Below are 20,951 nucleotides of genomic sequence, written 5' to 3' on the forward strand. Positions count from 1 at the left end.
GTTTTATGGGTTCCCCGTTAGAGCTTCTCAAAACCTCATCTGAAACGTCTACCTAAAATGTCACCCGATTAGGGAGGTTGAAATCCGACCAATCCTGCCAAGCAAGAATCGGGGAGCTGCGTTCTGCACGAATATGCAGGGCAAGCGGCTGGTGCTGCTTATCGGCACCCTTGTGCAAATCCCATTCGGCAATAAACTCTGCCGAATTTTCCTGATGCATCTGGTCGGCACCCTGCAGCAATCGCAACAGAGCCCAATCACCAGATGCACGCAGCTGAGTTGATCCTCCAGTTACACCTGATGTCGCTGCCACACGGGCACCGGAGCTACTACTCCCCGACCATGTAAATGAGTGCCAACGTTCAGACTCATTGCGATAACGCAGCCCGTAGCCATTAACATTCATGCGCATGTCAACCAAGTCGGGATTTGGTTGTGCAGCCACATGAAAGCTGAGGTTTATATGATTTGCATCGCCGAAAAGGGACTGAGTGATCTGCTCGCTTTTGTTAATCACAGCCAGGAAGGCTGGCTGCACACCTAGCCCACTACCTTGCCAAACTTTCTCTTGCCAACGACCACCACGACGTACTAAAAAGGGAGTCAACCGCTCCTCAACGAATAGCCAAAAAATCCCGTCACTCCCGCGAAAAAAGTTTTCAAAGTCTCCAACAGCAGCATCTCTACCTGCGCCGCTTAAGGGGAAACGTCCAGCAAGTGAAGCACGATAAAAATTGAGGACATCTTCTTGCCAGAGCGAATTAATATAGCCACGAGAAGCAAGGAGTATCTGTTCCCAGCTACTTTGTAAGGGCGCCTTCAAGAGTGGCTGTAACGCAACCCGCAACTCATGCGACAAATCCATCAACGCCCTGTCAACAGCGAGAAAAGCAGCTTGCAAGGCAATAGATTTGTCTGTACCTCCTAGGACGTCGGCAGCATATTCCTTGCTCGCGCGCCCTTGATTGGAAGAAAAAGCCAGATTTTCCGTCTCTGCCTGTAAAGCCACCAAGGTTTTTGAATATCCCAACAGCAACCTCGGTAAACCGACTTTAGCATCATCAACCCGCAGCAACTCTAGCAACTCCGCGCCACGTCTATCCCTTTGTAGCCGACCAACACTACTAAGACCAACCGTTTCCGTGGCCATCTGGATCATGTCATTACCATCATGGTGCGACATATGATCGTATATAGCGGCAAATAATGCCGCCAGCACACCATCAGAACCTGCAAGGCGATCCAACCGGCGAGTGGAATCATGCAGTGAGTCAAAGCCGGCGGGCCTCAGTGAAGAGATAAAATTCAACCAGCTAGAAACAAAATCCTCTATATATTGCCTCTCAATCTCATCAATAAGATCTTGCTTAATAAGACCAGCACTAGAAGCATTAGCATCCAGGCTTGCCACAACCCAATCGGACTGATTCTCCACGCTTAGCAGGCGCTCTACGTGCTCGAGAACAAATCCTTCCCATGCATCTCCGCTGAATGCCCCGCTAACTACCCCTCCGTCTATAGGTGCTCGCAAGAGATCTCTATCACGGCCACTTAGCAGATCATTTAATGATAGATCCTGAAGGTTGCTCTTCGCCTTAGCTAACACGCGCTCATAAATAACACGTGCATCCGCTTTGAAGGCTAAATCCTGGCGAAACTTCTCAACCAAATCGTGATCAAGATTGGAATATGGCCCAGACATATCAAGAATCAGTTCCAAGCTATGAGTGACTGCTTTTGCTTGCGAGCCACTTATATCTCGGTGCTGATTGCGCAACCAAATCTTAGCCAAAACCCGCCCTGCCTTTTCAGGATCAAGGCGATCTGGGTCGGTGGTTAGCATCCGATAAACTGCTAATGCTTCGTAATAATCTGGACGCAGTATTTCCCTATCGATACTGTTCAAATCACTCCAACTGCGATGGTAACTCAAAAGCTCTAGAGTTAGGCCAGCTCGCGCCTCTTCAAGCACTGCCTCACGGACCAACTTGCTCATCAGAGGCTCAAGCTTCTTGAGTTGCAGACGGGAGGTATTGATGCTCATGGCCCTACTCAAGGCGGACACATTTGAACGCTCGCGCAGCACCAACCAATTATCATGCAAACCCTCAAGCGCTTGGAATCGCTCCTGGTTCGAACTAGAGGGATGATTTAGAGCCGCATGGGCTGTAGCTATTTGAGCGCCGGTCCGCTCAGCTAGATCGACTTCAAACTTAGCAGATTCGGCGAATCCAGCTATGGAGATGATTAACAAAACCAACGCCCCGACAGTGAAAATGCATTTTGATCCATACTGAAGAATTTGCCTGTGCGCTTCAGGAACAACTCGCTCCGCAAGAGGCAATACTCTCTCATTGAGAAACCCTTTGATAAAGTATGATTGTGAGCAACCGTTACTAAAGCGACTTAAAGCCTGGGAGGTTACCTTTGAGCTAGTAAGGTACATGCCTTCAAGACACGGAGGCTTGCGATAGTAGCCATTCCCTGTCAAAAGCCCCACGAATTTACCCAACTTATGCCCAAATCTGCTCAATTGCTCTGGAAACTCAAAGGCAAGCACCCTGCCACTCAAATCCTGGTGTTTGGCGACTTTTTTTATTCGCAGCGAAGCAATTCGATCTAAAAGTTCCTGTAACTGCTTATTAAAATTCTCTGTGCCCCCCGCAATCTCAATTCCCCAAAACTGATTACGTTGCTCGGCATTCAAATCCGCAAAAAAATCATCAAACCCAAGTATCTGATCAGCCTGAGTAAAAACCAAAAATACCGGCACACGTAACCGGATCTCGCGGCGTAAATCATCGAGCCGCTCCCTGATCAGCATTGCTTTGCGGTTTAGCGCTTCTTCATTTGAACGCAACAAATCACCCACAGAGACAACTACTAGTACGCCATTAAGGGGTTTACGTGGGCGCCACTGCTTTAGCTGCTGCAGTAAAGTAGCCCACTCCCCGCGACTATCCTCGCCATCAATCAAGCGACCGCTTGTATCTATGAAAGCCGCACTTTCAGATAACCACCAGTCACACCAAGAAGCCGATTCAGTGTCACGCTCAATAGTCGTCCGCGGCTCACCATGCGGAAAGTTAAGCCCAGAGTTGCGCAGAAATTGACTCTTACCCGAAGAGGTTTCACCAATAACCAGATACCAAGGTAGTTTATCTAGGCCCTTCTTACTCTTTTCACTATTGCCCCGTGCTCGTTGAATAGCTCGGACACCACTATTGATAGAATCCTTCATGAGTGTTAAACGGTGCTCATCGGCACCACTAGCCAGGGGGCTTAGCCGCTTGATACGCGAACGCCGACGAAAGTACATCAAAAAGACTAGAACCGTTCCGCTAAGTGGCCATAACAAGCTCACGCACCAACTGACCAAAACACTTAAACCCAACAGGTGACTACTGATAAGCCACATTAATACAGCCAACACAAGAGACGCCCAAACAACAAGCATGGCAGGTGAATATAATATCTTTAATAGGAACAACAGGGGCACTTTAGGATTCCTTTCCATTTATTTTTAAAGAAAATGCCGGCACTACTAATTATACTTCAGGCAACATCCAGATAGATCCTCGATATAGCCTTGCTCCGATTAATGTCTATATCAGCAACCTGGGTCACATTTTTCTCGGCATACCCCTGGAAGAAGAAATAAGACAAGGTTAAAGAGGTTACGGTGAATGCGACTATTACCCAATAAGGCAAACTAATAATGGCATAGCTAGAAGCTGCGGTCTGCGACGAGGTAACTGACAAATTCTCTTTAGGAGCACCTCTAATTAACTCTATTTCATTGAGCAGCTCCTTTTCCAAGATCTTGAGCTGATCATCAGCGCGCAGACTATAGGCTCCCTTAAACCCCAACCTCAGACATACATAGAATAGTTCTAGCAAATCAATATTACGCTGAGGGTCGCGCCTTAACTCATCCAGACATGCGAAGAATTTCTCTCCCGCGGTCTGCTCTGCGAAAAGCTCCAGTTGTAAAGGCCACGCCATCCAATCTTTTTTATCCTGTCTATTTGAGGCAAGAACTGCCTCATCTATATAAGCAACAAGTGCATAACGGGCTGTATCAATAACAGCTTTCGGCCAGCCTTGCGCGATACCCCGCTGACTGAAATCATCTAGACTAGAGAGTAGCTTATCGCGCATATCGCTAAGTGGTTGGTTGCCGTAAAAGCCTACCCTAAGCATCGCTAAGCCGGAGAGAATATCGCTAGATAACCCTACAAGAGTGCTGCCTTTCGGCTCATTTTCCGCACTCTTAGCAACATCGCCGGGAGACTCATTGTGTGTGCCATTTAATAATTGCCAAAGCTGTACCGCCCATGGCAACAAACGAATAATCCATTTCGCTGTCTTCATTTGCTTTCCCTGCTCTTGACCCTAAAGTAGCCTCTACAAGCTACCTATCACCCACTGCAACAATATCCAATCGTGCTGCCTGCAGTGCCAAAGGTAAATATATCGCCAACGACCCATGCTCCCTAGCTCGTTGCCAATACTCGCCTGAGGGCTCGATAAGAAAGTACTCGTAGCCACTCTTCACCGGTAGCCTATTAGGTGGGCGCGGGGCATGGCGAACCTTAATGCCAGGCAGTGCTGAAGCGACTATTTGTTCAATCTCAAACCGAGAACCAAGCTTGATTTGGCGAGGCAGCTCGTCAATCCATGACACAGACTGTGCATCTTCCAACCGAACCGCTAGATAGATTGACTTATTGTCGAGAATCTCAATATTTAACCCCTCCACCACCAAAATTGCAGGCGATTCGGCAATCAGATCAAGGCGGCCGACTCCTCGCGGCAAGGCCCTTTCTAGCATCTGCTGGACTAGCAAATCAGCTTCTGCCATTACTTCAGTCAGCTGATTATGCTTATAAACGGGCAACTTCCGTTCCTCGCAGTCTTGATCGCTCTCCGGATCAAAGACCATCAATGCCGCGGCTAGCCTAATCAACACTAGAAAAAGGTGCCATGGGTGGGCTTGCGGGTTAACTTGCAGGTTGCGTAGCTCTGCCATCACAGGCTGGAGGGTTTGTAATAACAATAGTCTGCCTATCTGGCTGGGCTCGAAATCGTCCACCCTCCCGGCAGCAGCCTGACTGCGGCGCAGGATATCAACTCGCGCTTGGAGACGATCGATAGTATTAGTCAACATCTTGACTAATACCGATGAAGCCGCTATCCGGCAACAGGCGGGAATAAAGTGAGCGGAGTGTATATAGCTGCTATCATCGTTCCTTACTAATTCAGCGATAGGCAAGCTCAGCCAGGTAGCCGCGGGTGGTTGACCGACAAACAATCGCAGGTTGGGACTAGCGAACATCACCTCCCTCCGCCGCTGTGGATCGTGTTCATCCCCTATCGTGGCGAACCGCGACCGCCACCCAGCTGTCATAGCCGCTTCCGAGTGCTCCGGATACCCCGGCACTTCATGTGCTCGTTCGTTATCGGGCACGCCCAGGTAGATCAGCCCACCCTTTTCGGGTAAATCTACAAGCTTTACCTCTAGCGGCCCATCAATCTGCTCATCGAACGCGATGACCCGGCCGTCGCTCATCACAACACGACACTCTCTAAGACGCAGTACGCCATTACCAAGAGCCTCATCATCAAGTTTCAAGTGGAGTAACCCGCGCGCATGCAGTGCTCCAGCACTGACTCGCAAATCCTGAGCACGCTGCTGGTAACGATCCCACAGCTGAAAGTGCTGTGGAGCTACTAATACCCCTTCTGCCCATAATGGCCGTTCAATCTGAAGCCAGCTTTCCATGCTTGTGTTCCTTGTCGTCATACTCGCGATCATAAAAAAATAAAGAATTATCCCTAACCATCATCTTGATACGCTTGCTGCGACGCTTACCGAATAAGCGCTGAGGGAGTTTTTCGATCTGCTGCCAATACTCAGTAACAGGATCACGAAAAAAAGCAACTAATCCCAGATAATTTGCCTGATCTGCCATCGGCAGCCGAACCTCTTTGTTTTCTTCAGGACGTAGTATTACCTCATAGCGGTCCACCAGGTTACTTGCAAGCACCGAACTATCATCATCTAGCAGATCTACATAAGAGGCCTTGCTTAATTGCTCCTTGCCCTCAAGTTGGTATATGCGCAGCAGCAGGGACAAAGGCTCGCCTTGAGGACCGGGATTAATATCGGCTGCTGCGTCCAACTTTATATTTATATGCGGCGCACAACCACCAAGCATAAAAGTTGAAGAAATGATCGACAGGAGCAGCACAGCCCCAACTATTTTAGCCGCAACCCTAGCTCCTGATGACTCTGACAATAATCCTCTGGAGCATTCATGACAGCCTTCCCGACTCCATGCACGCCATAATACAGCGAGTGCATAGCTCACAATGGCATCTTTTAGAAGCCCCCTACAGCCCAAAAACCAGATCACCGTCAAGCACCTCCTCTATGCTTGCTGTAAAAACCCGATAAGATCTGATATGCCTCCACTCTATTGCCCTAACAGCGACAACCAAGTAACGCGGCGTTCCATCAGAGTGGGAAACCGGGAAACTACCGACCAAGCCATTTACGCTGATAAGCACCATCAAGCTCATGGCATGGGTCGGCAATTCAAGATCGCAGAAACCCATAGATAGCTGCAAACCATCTCCGGAATCATTCACCGCTCGCTGATTTATTATCTCACAGCGAGTAAGCTGCGGGGTTACATCGAATATCTCTGTAACTTTACCTTTGTTATTACGTAACAAATAACGTAACTCAACACTATCACCAGCGCGCCAATCAAATCCTGGCAGCACAATATCAACACTAATATCGCTTATTCTATTAGGACCTACCCAGGAGAATCGGCGATAATCGACTTCAACTCTTATCGGCGGAGCAAAAATGGCCTCACTAATATCTTTGTTTATTCTCCACCAACTCGACCACCGCTCCTGCCGCGACCTGCCAAATACCATCGGCCCACGCTCAGCGTATTGTCTAACCCACAAATAGGCAGGCGCATCTGATCCCTGATCGGCATTAAGTTCGTTAAACGCCCGAGCGGTAAATGGCCCATTACGATATAACTCTCCTAGTGGTCCATCCCGCAGTGTTTCGTAAACAATATAAACCAGACTTGCAGCTATCATCAGCAAAGCTGCGTATATCCCGCCCATCCTAAAATAAACAAGCAACGTGCCCAGAACTGTTAATGATATCGCTATCCCAATAGTGGCAGCTGCCAGAAAATCTCGATCTACCAGGGCCCTACCACCATCGAAAATGCTCAATGCTATACCCACTGCATTCGCCCCTGGGGCCATACGGCGGGCTAACCGCCGCAACATGCGCACCTGCGGATGGCTAGTTGTCCAGCGGCGGCGCTGGTACGCCTCAGCCATCTCAATAATCAGGTTCAAACTGTTGCTAGTTGCAATATAAGCGTTCAGTAGCTGACGAATACCCGCTGGGCCGTTTACCTCTGCTAATGCACTACGCAGGTTGATTATCTCTAAGACACCAAGAAACCCCCTGACAGCCTGGCCTGCCGGACCCTGAGTGAATCTTTCTGCCACATCGGCTAATCTTGTGGGCGCCTCACGACGCACCACCAACTCTGTTATGAGCTGGCCCGGAGCTATCCGTTGCCCTGGGGCAAAATCCGGATTACCTAGCACCCACAGCCTGGAATGGCCACGGTCTCTTGATACCATGCCGCTATATGCCTCATCGTGACTAGCTAACACCTCTAAGCGCTGATCAGCAAAGGCCAACTCTGAAGCACCGCTACCCCTCTTGCGAACCTGAGCCAGCCAACTCTGGACCATATCAATGCGCTGTTCGCCGAGCATCGCCGGCTCCAGCAGGCGCTTTTGCTGCTCAAGCGGGCCAATCAACTCGCTGCCAGGCAGGTCGAGGCGCTCGTAAAGACTAGCCATGGGGGTAAGCATTTCATGCTCATAACTAACTGGTGCCGCGAAGGTCTTGGCTAAATTCCAGAGCAGCTTTAGCCCGTCTACAGGACCTATAGCTCGGCGCTGTTCGGCCAGGCTTACTAGCCCTTCAATCTCGCGCAGGCTTGGAGGTGCCTGATTTAACTGTTGCTCCAAAGAGGTACGACTATAAGGCACCCCCTTACCGCGGCACGTCTTGCTAAGGCCAACAGGCCCGCTTAGAAGTCTGCCGCCCACCCGGATAAAATTATCTAATTCCCTTTCGCTGCAGAGCTGCTCTTGTTGCGGGTGAACCAGCAAGGCGTGCAATAAAGTTCTAGCGAGACGCAGATCTTCGCTATCGGCCTGGATCTGCTCATCACTAAGAAGATGGGAATCAGCTGCCGCTGCCGGCTCGGCCAAATCGTTGCAGTGCTCAGTTAAGGTTGCTATTCCAGCAAATGTGCGGCGGGGAGTATTATTGAGATAGTCCGCTAGAGCACTGACATAACGCTCTTCTGCAAGCAACTCTAGGCGTCGGCGCCGGCAAATTGCGATACGCTGGCGCAACTCGGCCCGCTCTTCTACAGCCAGAAGTTTTTCGAGAAGTTGACGGTCGGGTGGAACCTCACCGAAACCAACTTCTTTCTCAATAAAACCCAGCCTATATATTGTAGCCGCTGCCTGATGCAGTTCTGCGGCCCGAGAGCTCCCAGATTCTTCATCTGCATCCTCTTGATCGACCTCATAGTCTTCATCCGGCACATCTGCATAAGCCGCCATAATCAGTTCCTGAGGCGCGCGACCTGTCTGCAGGGAAGCAACTAAGGCAGCCAAATCGCAGCAAAGGAGCTCTTGCTCACGAGCCAAACAGCGCGCTTGACCGAGTGGATCATCAAGATATATCACTGGCAGCAAAGATTCTGCGTAAGGCAGCAGATCCTCTCGCACCGGACCAAACTCGCCCGGGAGCGGCTCGGCATTAACAAACTCATCACAGCCACCAATATTTCTGCTGCCAGACAAGTCATTAGCGGTAAAAGCTGGATAGCTTGACAGATCAATATCTAGCAGACGCTGCTCATCGACTGCCTGGCTCGCCTCAGCATCACTAGCCGAAGCTTGGCTATGTACCGTCAAACGCGGATCATCGTGGTGTAACCCACCATGTGCCTGCACCCGCGCCCAAGGCCATTGCACGGGAGAATAAACCGCGCTTAACTTGACCGGACTGCCGGCAACATAATACGGAATAACAACAACCGCTCGACCCTGACCTGTAGCGCGGCGCTCATCGCCATGCTCATAAGCCAAGTTAACCTCGCGGCTCATCCCATGCTCATCAAGCCAAAATTCACGCCATAAATACCTTTGCCCATCGTGCTCCCAAAACAGATAGATCCACCCCCCGAATCCACAACCGGCCATCTGCCGCTCATCAGGTGAGCGCGAGTAGAGCCGCAAAAGCACCGGCACCAATGCACTAGGTTGTAGTTCTTGCTCAGAAACGCCGTTCTGCGCCTGCGGATTGCTACTATCAGTTTCCTCTTCGAACCATACTGGCTGTTTTGCTCCGATGGTCAAAGGCACCTTCACGAAGCCATGGCGATCATCGACATCTAGCAGACTCAAATGGACAAATTCTGTTCCCTGAGGTAGTTCATGAGCCTTTACTAACCACCGCGAGCCGGTATTTTCCGCCCAACGAAAGGCCTTAACCCTATGCCAACTACCATCCTCGGCGTCGATGACAAGCTCTCCCGGCAAGGGCGCTTGACTCCCACCGGCAATCTCTATAGCGGTCAGCGGCAACATTTGCTCACCAGCAACCGGGTCAAACGCATCAGCCATGGCCGGTTTGCCTAAATCTTGAAGCAGCGGGGCAGAGGAGGTATTTTCAGTGTTAGAGACCATCTGCTCGAAGGCCCTAACCACCGGCACCCCTTCAACAAACACATCGGGTGAGCCTGCTAGGAAAGTCGCTTCGCCCTCGCGCATACCCGATACGATGCCACCCTGATCGCCACTTTCGTCGCCGCGCGAAACCTCTATCCGGGATGTCTCAACACATACCGGACAGCCCTCTACATAAACTGTGCTAGCAGTAGCCGTAACATCCGCAGTCTCAGCAACATTGACATAGGGGATAGGGATGACCGAGTTGCCAACCGTTGTATTACAGATATCTGTAGTTACCAGTTGCCCTTTTGACTCGGCATGCACCAAGGTAAGGCCGTTAGCACTCACAGTAGGTGGCATCAGCAGCTCTCCTGACCAGCTGCAAGTGACTCGAGCACAATACCGCCGGCACTGTCTGAACCCGCACCACCATAAGTGGCGAGCACGCGTTCTACCGGTTTTGTACTATCGAGCAGTCGACCAATGGCGAGGCCTAACAGAAGGGGTAACCGTGCAGCTCCGGCATAACCCAAGCCACGCCAGGCAGAGATCCGCTCAAGCTCAGGAGGGCAGCGCAACTCGTCAAGACTGCGACGCAGATTAGCGCTAAGGGCCTGATCAGCGGCAAATGCACCGAGCAAACTGACCTCTGCCTGCCAACGCTCAGGTAACGAATGGAGTAAGGAATCCAGGCATTCTACCCACGAAGCCGCTTGTGACATGTCATCAACTGGCGCAGCGCAGCGGACTCTAACCGCTATCTCGTCGGCTGCAATCCCCCCGGCAGCTGAATCAAAAGTCAAATTGGCTAACTGTGCCGCATCTGGAGCATTACCCTGTGCTGCTTTACTGGCCGTAACAGACCTTGTATGCGACTCTCTCCGCGATCGCCTAAGTAGTACGAATCCTGCGCCATCTGCGGGTGCCATACCGTATGGCTGCAAGGTGTTACGGCGAATTCTTGCCAGATCAGGATCGGCAACTACACAATCGCTAGCACAGGCATCTACACCAGCAATCAAGATCGAGCCAACCTCCCCTGAACTGATTGCCCGTACTGCGATATTTAAAACCGCGAAGGTTGATAACCCAGGCGGGACCGTCCACCACCGCGATTTCGACAATTCCGGCAAAGTACTGATCAGTTGCCTTTGAGCCGGCGAGCCTAAACCTTGTTCAGCAATGGCATGCCAAGCTCTACCAACGCGATGCCCGAAAGCTGGTAGCATGACCATCTCATCGGGGTACTGGCGACCAATCCGGTCGCTGAGCTGGCTGGCTGTGGCTTCGACCAATTTCTCGAGCCGTTGCGCATAACCTAAACCACTCAATTGGCTGCAACTGAGCACCGGTACGGGGGCATGAGCAAAATCGGCTGTACCAGCGGCAACCGCACCTGTCTCTGGCGCAACAGTATCTGCAGCCACCGCTGCATACACAGTGCTTGGATCTCTGCCGGCGGCACAGATCATCGCCGGAACCTCAACCATGACCTCGCCATCGACATCGAACCAACCGCTGTCAATATCTTCCCGACTAGACAGGCTATCCATAACGGCAAGATTACTTCTCTGACCACCTTGTCGAGCAGACTCTTCAATTGCCATCTGCAGAGCCCCAGGAGGAAGAAGATGTGCTCGCATTTAGCGCTCCTGAGCGTGGCTCTAAGCCGCTTGCCAAGCACCCTGGGGGATGGTCAATAAAAACCCGCATCCCGTTAGCCATAGTAGCCTGGGACTCACTAAGCCAACCCCTCCAACTAAGCGTTGCTTCACGCCGATCCGTATCAATGGTCAGGGTGTCAAGAGAGAGGCTTACGGTTTCCCACTGCCAACGCCGTACCAACTCAAGATGCGGCACCAAACCGGGCAGATGCCAAGATATAGCATCGCCGCAAGGTGTCTGCGGGATAAGCCCGCCCAAGGTTATTGATTCATTGCCCTGCAAAGGCTCAGCTAAGCGCTGATCATCTGGGGCGTAGTTATAAGCCGCTGGGTGAGGTGGCTGGAGGTAGCGAATCTCGCCAAGTCGATAGGCCTTTTCATCGATCTTGCCAAAACGTCCGGCACGCGGTGCCCAACCAGCTGGAATTGGGCCAAAACCTGGAGGTGTTCCTCGGCCCGGTGGTTTAAGTCGGGGCCGCACGATCCGCGGGATTTCTTCAGCGACGATCTCAGCACCCCAGCGCCGATAACCGCATCCTACCGGATTGAATGGATAGGCATGAGTTAAAGGCGCCTCCCGAGGTCCACCGTAGGCATATTCATAACGGATGGGAACTGGAGTAGTTATCGGCTCAGGCGCTCCAATCCTGCCACGGCTATCCGACTCTCGCTCACCTAGGGCCCACACCCATTTATCCACTAACACTCCACTATCTCGCCTATAGAGGCTGAAACCGGCAGCAACGGCGGCTTTTTCCCCGCATGGCTGAGCCGCGCCGTGAATGATGATTTCACTGCCTTGTTTACAAGGCACCATATCGCCTGCAGCAGCGAGTGAGCTAAGGCGCGCATCGGCATAAAAACGTTCGGTTGGCTCAATCTCAGAGGCATAATCTTGCAACTGCAGTAGGCCATTACAGTTCGGGCTAAGAGTGGCCTTGATTACCAAAGCTACCCCAGCCTGGCCATTTCTCCCGAGCGCTGGCCAAGCAGCACTAGCGAGTTCTTGTGGAGCATCGATACTGATATCCGCGGGCAAACCACTAAAGCCGATTTGCGGCGCGGATTTATCTGCTTGGTTACCTAGTTCAGACATGTTGCGCTCATCTCCCTGAGCTTAGCGCGACGCCGATAACACGGCTGCTCGGCTGATAACCCTGCGGTTTTCCACCCCAGGCGCAGCAAAGCAACTTCCAGTAGGTGATTTATTAGCCAACCACCATATCCGAACAATGTCCGCAACATTGTTCTGTCATTCAAAGGCTCACCTAGGAGCACGCCTGTAGGGTGCTCATCAAATAAACAGCTGTATTCCCGCCACCATCGCTTTGCCTGCTGGAAATCTGCAATATATCCAACCTGCGCCGGCTTATCGGGTCGACGGCCACTACCGGCTAAGCGCATCTGCGGCTGCAATACGAGTCTTCTCCCGCTGACTAGTTGCCAGCCGCTTTCGGCGAATCTGCTGAATCGGGGGTTGGCTAAAGCTTCCAATAGCAACTCTGCCCCAGCACGACTGCCGGTAAGAGCGGCGAGCGGCAAGATCCGCGCAGCATCATGCTCAATACGGTAAGCCAGCAGGTTAGGTAGACTCTCGTCGCCCAGCGCAGCTCTCATCGCCAGGGTGGAATAGCTCTGATCATCTCTCAAAAACTTGAGTAGTTGGCGAGAGCTCAGCGTGCCCGCAATCCACTGCTGGCGGAGAACCGCGAGGCGCAGTCTGGTATCTTCTTGATCAGGCTTGGATGTACGAATGGCCAGTCTATTTCGGGAAGCATAATCATAAACAGAGGCACGCAGCTCAGAGCAAGGTTCAGCTAAGGCCTGGTTAATTTGACTCAGCCGTAAAGCAACTCCGCTATCGGAATAGCTTTGCCAAAAAGCCGGTAACGAGGTATCTGGATCAATTTTATGAATGGCTGCCTCGCCACACCAAAGCAGGGCACGTAAGCCACCAATAGCTATCTCAGTAGGGACCTCGCGCAAAGAGTCGAAAAGTTTATGAATGGAGTCTGCTAGCTTGACGTTGCTGTGAGCTGAGTTAGCCGTTCTCATGCTCTCCAACAACACAGCACAGCAGTAGAGAAAGGCCTCATCATCATCCTGCCAAGAGGCAAACGGCTCTCGGCCCGCCCCACTGAGAGTATGGAGTAGTGCCTGTTCACGCCGATCAAGACTATCAGCGGCACTCAGGCCATAGGCATAGAGGTTTTTTAATCTGCCCAGGTTCTCACGTGCAGCCGTGGTATATGGGACGGCCACATTAGCGAAGAGACTATCCATGTCTCTAGGTATCCTTTTGCTAATTAAGCGCTATTCGCCTGCCGGTTATACGATTCTCACCGTTGGCATGGGTATGCACAGTGTCACCATCGACCTGTATGCGGCCATCGGCCCGCAATTCGAGCATTGACCCGTTGGCCTCGATACGCACATCTCCCTGCTCAGCACAGAAAAGGAATGAACCATCAGCACGGCATTCAAGCCCGAGTCGTGGCACTTCGGCTTTATCAGCAAGGGCGTGAATGACCCAGCCGCCAGTACTCTGTTCTAGCTTTTTATCATCCAGGAGAACCACTACCGAGTCACCCGGCGATAGCGGTGAGAGATCACGGGCATGCGCTATGACCGGTAGCTCAACTATCCCGGAAGGGATCAGCAAGTAGATCGTCACAGCCCGGCCTTCAGCAGCTTGAGCCACCTGAGCTATAGCCGTGGTCAGCCGCGACTGCGCAGTGAGTAGAGAGTTTTGGTGGTGGTGTTGCTTTTCGCCTTGATCCATGGCGGCACGACTCTCCTTGTCGTTGGTGTTTCCACAATCATGCAGCGCTTCCTGTGCGCCAAATACTGGAGCGGGTGATGGGATTCGAACCCACGACCCCAACCTTGGCAAGGTTGTGCTCTACCACTGAGCTACACCCGCTGCGTCGCTACAGATGTGCATTCTACAACGCTTTGCGCCGACGTCAACCCCCCATCCCGGGCGCAAGCAAAATAGTTTCCAACAATTAGTAACCTCTTAACATCCGGCGACACCTTATATGATCTCAAAAACTCCCTATGTGCAAGCGCACCATATCTAAACGCTTCGACCCTAACCAATTGCCCTCACACTCTAGGGGATTACCATCCATATCTTCTAGATACACAGCCTTCATATAGAGCCATTTAGTGCCTTCATCTTCCATCGCTGATGGTCTACTCGAGACAACCGCTACCCACTCTTCACCTACACACTGAACAAAGCCCATATTTTGTCCAATACCTAGAATCCGTGCTTGTTCAGAACCTTCGTCAGGCTGTTTGCGTAGGCTAACCCCGTGCTGAATTACCTCAAGCTGCTTAAGCTCGACAGTCTGAGGCTCTTGGTTGGCTGCTTCGCGAAGGTATTCAATCCATGTGTCAACACCAAGCTTCTCTGTCAACGACCCAAAAATCCCTTCTACTCCTGACACGCGCTCCGCACTGGCAACACTACCACTCAGGATCAGGAGCGCGACAAAAACCCAACATCCCATCATGCCCCATCTACGCATCACATTATGTCTCCATTTATGTCTATAATTAACCAAAAGAGGCGTAACACTTTCTAACTAAACCAAATCAGAATAGCTCCCCAACTGCACTATCCTTGTCGTTTTTAGTTTCGTTATTGAGGCGTTTTGATACCTGCCGAAAATTGTCAGTCGCCACATTTTGAATATGCTGGAGCAAAACCTGCACGGGGTCACCGCTTCGGGTAAGCTCCTGCAGCAGATCACTATGACTAATTTCCAAAGTATCATCGTTTTTTATTTCATTTACAAAACCTTTCATAAACTCTGCAGCCTCTGGACAAACAAACGTCCTATTCTGACTTGGGTTAGACATATTAGGAGACTCGGTCAGAAGGGCAGACTCCATGGCCGGAAAAATGCACAAGGCTGAATTTGTTATGGCTATGGTAAATGCTTGCTTAACAGCATCCTCCCCATCCCGTGCCGAGATACCTAAAGGCACAAGCATAAACACGGAACTCTTCTCACTGCCAGGCTCGAGTGGGGCCTCGAGCATTAAATAAGGCACCACTGTAGCTGAACCTTTCTTTACGGGCTGATCCTTTCGCTGACTCCAATACATATAATTGACAAACGAAGGCACCGGAACAAGCCATCTGGCATTTACTATACTTGGACCACCCTCAACCTCCCCGACTTGCGTAAAAAGACCACCCCCCTCAGCAGCAAAGAGACAGTTTATAACCTCCCTTAGTTGTTCTTTGGAGCCCTTGGCCATACGACTGTTCATGCGTTTATAAAACCCGCCGTCACGAAACAGTGTTCGAGCCCAAATACGGGCTACACGACCTTTAACTGCTGCCTCAAGCATTTTTGTATTGACTTTTTGTGCAGAATCACCAATCTCAAGGAGGCAGGCTTTGAGCCTATGCGCTGCTTTGTTTCTCAGCTCTTCTTCTTTATGCTTAAACTCACCAACAGTAACCTGAGGGTTTTCAAGCTCTTTCACATCTTTTTTATCAAGAAGGTCATGCCAGTCATATCCCTCCCCAAGTGCTTCTTGAATTCTTCTCAAATCGGACTTATCGCTTTCATCCCATAACTCTTCAAAAGTTACATCAGTTCTGAGCGATTTTGCTGGATCGCTTCCCTCAGGAGAAAAGATATCAGAAGAAACCTGGTAATACAGCTTATCATCAAAGTAAACAGGCAGCCGCAGCACGCGATCCTCACGATCGCGCATAGAAATCAATGACTGCTCAAATGCCTGAGCCAACTTGTGACAGACAAAAGCAGTATGTGCTTTTTCTGCCGGATCATCGGCACGAAGATGTTTTTGCAATTTTGCATCAGCAAGCTTAGCCAGAAATCTGGAATAAAACCTATACTCAGTTATATATTTATTGAGAACTGCCCGCCGCCCCTGACGTGCCTTTTCAATATGATCGCTTGACTTGATCCATTGCTTATTACCTTCATCAATAACCTTGTCGTAAGCACTGACAGAGAACTCGTCACGGGCCCGCGCCATGGCTTCTTGAATCCGAGATCGACGACCGAAAGGCAGGATAATAAAATTGACGAGGGAACGCAGCGGCAGCAACAATAACCAGCCCACGACGGCAAACACGCGCAGACCAGACAGCAACTGCATTAGTACGAAAAGGGCAAATGCCACCAGTGGAACCCCCACCCAGTAGTAGTTAGCCAACACTGGACCGGGGACATAAAAGGGCATTTTTTGCATGCCAGTCTCTTCTAGCGGGATCCTTTCGCCTGCTTCATTAATTGCTATCGGCCTGCTCAGGCTCTCAATAGGCAAGGGAGCAAAGACATCCCAGCCTGGCTTCCTATACTCCATTGCGCCATTAGTGCGGTCATAGCTACCTCCAATATCGTGAACCACCACATCCGGCGGACCGTAAATGGATCCCCCGAATATCCACGCACCAACTAAGGCTACTGTTACAAAACGTCGCGGCCAGCTCTTCAGCATCGCCGGAAATAGCCTCTTTAGCCCCCAAATGAACAGCACCACTGCGGCACCCACCAAGGCCGCTTCCGTACCGGAAAAGACATATAGGCCACCGATCAAGAGTGACAATAGCAATGCAAGTAGCGATATTTTTTTCATGAGTTTTCTTGTCAATTATTAGTTGGATTAATTTACGGTGCCGCCCCCCCGTGTTCGTTAACATAATGTCACACAAATGCTATGGATTGAACCCATTGCGACATACTTCGTTATACGCTGGCGCACACAAGAAAACCCTGTGCCCGACGCAGACACAGGGTTAGTTACAAAAGACCACCTTCAAAAAGAGGCCTGCATAGCGCAAAGAACTTATACCAGCTCCCTAAGGCCAGCCACCCTGGCTAGCAAACCCTATCTAGATCGAAGCGATCAGCCTCCATGACCTTAGTCCAGGCTGCGACAAAGTCATTAACGAACTTGTCCTGGTTATCGTCCTGCGCGTAAACCTCAACGTAGGAGCGGAGAATGGAGTTGGAACCAAACACCAGATCAACCCGGGTAGCAGTCCACTTCAACTGATCACTCTTGCGCTCGCGGATCTCGTAATGATTCTTGCTCACCGGCACCCAGGTGTAGGACATATCAGTAAGATTGACGAAAAAATCATTGCTCAGCTGGCCTTCACGATCGGTGAGCACGCCGTGCTTGCTACCAGCGTAGTTGGCCCCAAGCACGCGCATCCCCCCGAGCAATACCGTCATCTCGGGCGCTGTCAGCCCCAGTAACTGCGTCCTATCCAGCAACATCTCCTCGGGAGAGACGGCATAGTCCTTCTTTAGCCAGTTACGATAACCATCTGCAAGCGGCTCCAAATACTTAAAGGATTCTACGTCAGTCATCTCCTCAGTAGCGTCGCCACGGCCTGGAGTAAATGGCACATTTACCGCATAACCGGCCGCCTTTGCCGCCTGCTCAATGCCGACGTTACCAGCCAGCACAATAGTATCCGCTACACTAGCGCCACTCTCAGCGGCAAGAGGCTCGAGCACCTTCAGCACCCTGGTCAGACGCTCCGGCTCGTTACCTTCCCAGCTATTCTGCGGTGCCAGACGAATACGGGCACCATTGGCCCCGCCCCGCTTATCCGAACCGCGGAAGGTGCGAGCACTATCCCAGGCCGTAGCCACCAAATCGGCGATACTAAACCCACTAGCTGCTATCCGCTCTTTGAGAGCCTCAACATTGTAGTCGGTTCGTCCAGCTGGTACAGGATCTTGCCAAATGTGGTCTTCCTGGGGAGCCTCCGGCCCAATATAGCGACTCCTCGGCCCCAGATCGCGGTGAGTTAACTTAAACCAAGCGCGGGCAAAGACCTCATCAAAGTATTGCGGATCGTTGTAGAAGCGCTCGGAAATCTTGCGATACTCCGGGTCCATCTTCATCGCCATATCGGCGTCGGTCATAATCGGCTTCAGCCGTATAGATGGATCCTCGACATCGACCGGCTTATCCTCTTCTTTGATCTCTACCGGCTCCCACTGCCAGGCACCCGCCGGACTCTTAGTAAGCTCCCACTCGTAGTTGAGGAGCAAATGGAAGTAACCGTTATCCCAGCGCGTCGGATAAGTAGTCCACGCCCCTTCGATACCGCTGGTAACCGTATCGCGACCAACACCACGGGTTACCTGGTTATTCCAGCCCAGACCCTGCTCTTCGACCGGGCCTGCTTCGGGATCGGGACCCAGATTAGCCGGATCACCATTACCGTGACACTTACCCACGGTATGACCACCAGCGGTCAGGGCTACGGTCTCTTCGTCGTTCATCGCCATGCGAGCGAAGGTCAAGCGGACATCGCGCGCTGTCTTTAGCGGATCGGGGTTGCCATCCACCCCTTCGGGGTTGACATAGATAAGCCCCATCATCACCGCCGCTAGCGGATCCTCAAGTGACTCACGATCGTCGGCATAGCGACTATTCTCGCTATCGCTAGTAGCAAGCCACTCTTTCTCTGAACCCCAATAGGTCTCTTTCTCCGGGTGCCAAATATCCTCGCGCCCGAAGGAAAAACCATAGGTCTTGAAGCCCATTGATTCATAGGCGACGTTGCCGGCGAGGATGATTAGATCTGCCCAGCTAAGCTTGTTGCCGTATTTCTTCTTGATCGGCCAAAGCAGGCGTCGCGCCTTATCCAGATTGGCGTTGTCAGGCCAACTGTTGATCGGGGCAAAGCGCTGGTTGCCGGTCCCACCACCACCGCGACCATCGGCTATGCGGTATGAGCCAGCGGCATGCCAAGCCATGCGGATCATAAGGCCGCCGTAATGGCCCCAATCGGCCGGCCACCAGTCCTGACTATCGGTCATCAGCTCGGCAAGATCGCGCTTGACCGCTTCAAAATCAAGCTTCTTGACCTCTTCGCGGTAATCAAACCCCTCACCCATGGGGTTAGTCTTGCTGTCGTGCTGGTGCAAGATATCCAGATTAAGTGAGTTCGGCCACCAGTCCATATTCGACTGCCCGACTTGCGTCATTGCCCCATGCATGACCGGGCATCCGCCTTTTTGCTGTGGATCTGCCATCGTTGACTAAGCCTCCAATCTCAAGCTAATTAGAACAATTCCATTCTGCGCACAATGACCAAGAAAAAGCAACAGCAAACCTCAGCCAAATGACTCAGCGAAAGAACGAAATTTAATCCTGCGGCTCCAACCGATAGAGACCACTATCACCTTCATCGGTTATAACGTAAAGATAGCCGTCGGGGCCTTGAGCAACATCGCGGATGCGCCCGACCTCCCCTGACAAGACTATCTCATCGTGAATGACTTCTTCCGTCTGCTTATCTACACGCAGTCGCCACAGCTCACTGCGGACCAAGGAGCCGGCAAAAAGATCACCCTCCCATTGATCTACATGACCTTGGTGGTAGAAGGTCAGCCCCGAAGGGGCAAAAGAGTCCTCCCAATACATTATGGGTTCATTAACCCCAGGTGCAGACTTACCGATGCCAATCTTCTCACCGGTTGAGTACTCTGTGCCAAAGCTGACCTGCGGCCAACCGTAGTTAGCCCCAGCCTCGAGCACGTGCAATAAATCACCTCCGGATGGACCGTGCTCGGTAGTCCAGACTCGCCCAGATTGCGGATGCTTGGCCATACCCTGATTGTTACGGTGACCAAAGCTGTATATCTCCGGCAAGGCCTGACCGAGCTCGCGCTCGAGGAAGGGGTTATCCTCCGGGACATCGCCATCATCAGTGAGTCTGATCATCGATCCACCCGGATCACTGAGGTCCTGAGAGGGGTGGCGAAGCCCTCGATCACCGATAGAGAATAGCAAAGTCCCATCGCCGAGGAAGACAATCCGCGAACCGTAATGGCGGCCCGACTCGTAACGAGGCACTTGGGCGTAAAGTGTTTCGCGATCAGTCAAACGCTCTTCATCAGTGCAGATGCGCGCCCGCGCCAAAGCGGTTCCCGTACCATAGGGATCGTCGGTAAACACCGTATCGGTATCACCGGGACTGGAGTAGGTAAAATATATCCAACCGTTATCTTCATAATCCGGATGCACGGCTACATCGAGCAACCCACCCTGGGCTCCCCCTTCAGGGGCGGTACGCTGAGATGCGTCGGTCTCTATCTCTGGCAGATTGCTCAGCTCATAAACCGTTTTACCATCTATCAGATAAAGATTCCCCGGGCGCTCACTTATCAGTTTGCTGCCATCGGGCAACCAATCTACCGCCCAACCGTGTTCAAGCCCCTCAACCACCTGCACTATATTCAAGTCCGCTTCCTGCGTGGATAGACCTGTCTCGACAGGCTGCTCTACCACCTGAACTTGGGCGTGGGCCGTCGCCACTCCCAGGAAACTACCACCAAAGGCGACTAGGCCAGCAAGCGCAAAGCCGCTGAGAGCGCCGCCGCTATTTCTAGGGTCATCGCCGAGGCTTACCATAATAACCTCCTTCACACATTTATATCCTGTTGGCTACGCCAA

The 20,951-nt window shown here is 51.7% G+C and carries 13 protein-coding genes and 1 tRNA gene; all 14 read right to left on the bottom strand.

The features are described from left to right. Positions 1–52 precede the first annotated feature (52 nt). The 14 genes from tssM to HH1059_RS09515 all read right to left on the bottom strand — a co-directional run bounded on the left by tssM (position 53) and on the right by HH1059_RS09515 (position 20,909). Positions 53–3,364 (bottom strand): type VI secretion system membrane subunit TssM, encoded by a 3,312-nt coding sequence (gene tssM / locus HH1059_RS09450; protein WP_162549474.1) that lies wholly within the window; start codon positions 3,362–3,364, stop codon positions 53–55. Positions 3,365–3,555: 191 nt separating this feature from the next. After that, positions 3,556–4,374, bottom strand: a complete 819-nt coding sequence (gene icmH / locus HH1059_RS09455) for a type IVB secretion system protein IcmH/DotU (RefSeq protein ID WP_096409921.1) — start codon at positions 4,372–4,374, stop codon at positions 3,556–3,558. 40 nt (positions 4,375–4,414) lie between these two features. Then, positions 4,415–5,785, bottom strand: coding sequence for a type VI secretion system baseplate subunit TssK (tssK, locus tag HH1059_RS09460; protein WP_162549475.1), 1,371 nt, complete (start codon positions 5,783–5,785; stop codon positions 4,415–4,417). Next, entirely contained in the window at positions 5,763–6,419 is a 657-nt protein-coding gene (gene tssJ, locus HH1059_RS09465; RefSeq protein WP_231902084.1) for a type VI secretion system lipoprotein TssJ, read from the bottom strand. The genes tssK and tssJ overlap by 23 nt, the downstream gene beginning before the upstream one ends. Then, positions 6,397–10,170, bottom strand: a complete 3,774-nt coding sequence (locus tag HH1059_RS09470) for a PAAR-like domain-containing protein (protein WP_096409924.1) — start codon at positions 10,168–10,170, stop codon at positions 6,397–6,399. The genes tssJ and HH1059_RS09470 overlap by 23 nt, the downstream gene beginning before the upstream one ends. Beyond that, positions 10,170–11,453 (bottom strand): hypothetical protein, encoded by a 1,284-nt coding sequence (locus HH1059_RS09475; RefSeq protein WP_162549477.1) that lies wholly within the window; start codon positions 11,451–11,453, stop codon positions 10,170–10,172. Before HH1059_RS09475 ends, HH1059_RS09470 begins: the two co-directional genes overlap by 1 nt. Next, positions 11,407–12,570, bottom strand: a complete 1,164-nt coding sequence (locus HH1059_RS09480; protein WP_096409926.1) for a DUF2169 domain-containing protein — start codon at positions 12,568–12,570, stop codon at positions 11,407–11,409. The genes HH1059_RS09475 and HH1059_RS09480 overlap by 47 nt, the downstream gene beginning before the upstream one ends. Further along, positions 12,558–13,757, bottom strand: a complete 1,200-nt coding sequence (locus HH1059_RS09485) for a hypothetical protein (RefSeq protein ID WP_096409927.1) — start codon at positions 13,755–13,757, stop codon at positions 12,558–12,560. Before HH1059_RS09485 ends, HH1059_RS09480 begins: the two co-directional genes overlap by 13 nt. A 19-nt stretch (positions 13,758–13,776) precedes the next feature. Beyond that, on the bottom strand, positions 13,777–14,256 hold the full coding sequence (locus tag HH1059_RS09490) for a hypothetical protein (RefSeq protein WP_096409928.1): 480 nt from the start codon (positions 14,254–14,256) through the stop codon (positions 13,777–13,779). Positions 14,257–14,322: 66 nt separating this feature from the next. Further along, positions 14,323–14,397, bottom strand: a tRNA-Gly gene (locus HH1059_RS09495). Positions 14,398–14,521: 124 nt separating this feature from the next. After that, positions 14,522–15,010 (bottom strand): hypothetical protein, encoded by a 489-nt coding sequence (locus tag HH1059_RS09500; protein ID WP_231901929.1) that lies wholly within the window; start codon positions 15,008–15,010, stop codon positions 14,522–14,524. Positions 15,011–15,077: 67 nt separating this feature from the next. Continuing rightward, positions 15,078–17,105: a hypothetical protein gene (locus HH1059_RS09505; protein WP_096409930.1), complete on the bottom strand. Its 2,028-nt coding sequence runs from the start codon at positions 17,103–17,105 to the stop codon at positions 15,078–15,080. Between the two features lie 242 nt (positions 17,106–17,347). After that, complete coding sequence (katG, locus tag HH1059_RS09510) at positions 17,348–19,528, bottom strand: catalase/peroxidase HPI (protein ID WP_096409931.1); 2,181 nt, start codon at positions 19,526–19,528, stop codon at positions 17,348–17,350. A 112-nt stretch (positions 19,529–19,640) separates the two neighbouring features. Beyond that, positions 19,641–20,909, bottom strand: a complete 1,269-nt coding sequence (locus HH1059_RS09515) for a PQQ-dependent sugar dehydrogenase (RefSeq protein ID WP_096409932.1) — start codon at positions 20,907–20,909, stop codon at positions 19,641–19,643. Positions 20,910–20,951 lie beyond the last annotated feature (42 nt).

This window comes from Halorhodospira halochloris (assembly GCF_002356555.2).
In the GTDB taxonomy this organism is placed as follows: Bacteria; Pseudomonadota; Gammaproteobacteria; order Nitrococcales; family Halorhodospiraceae; genus Halorhodospira; species Halorhodospira halochloris.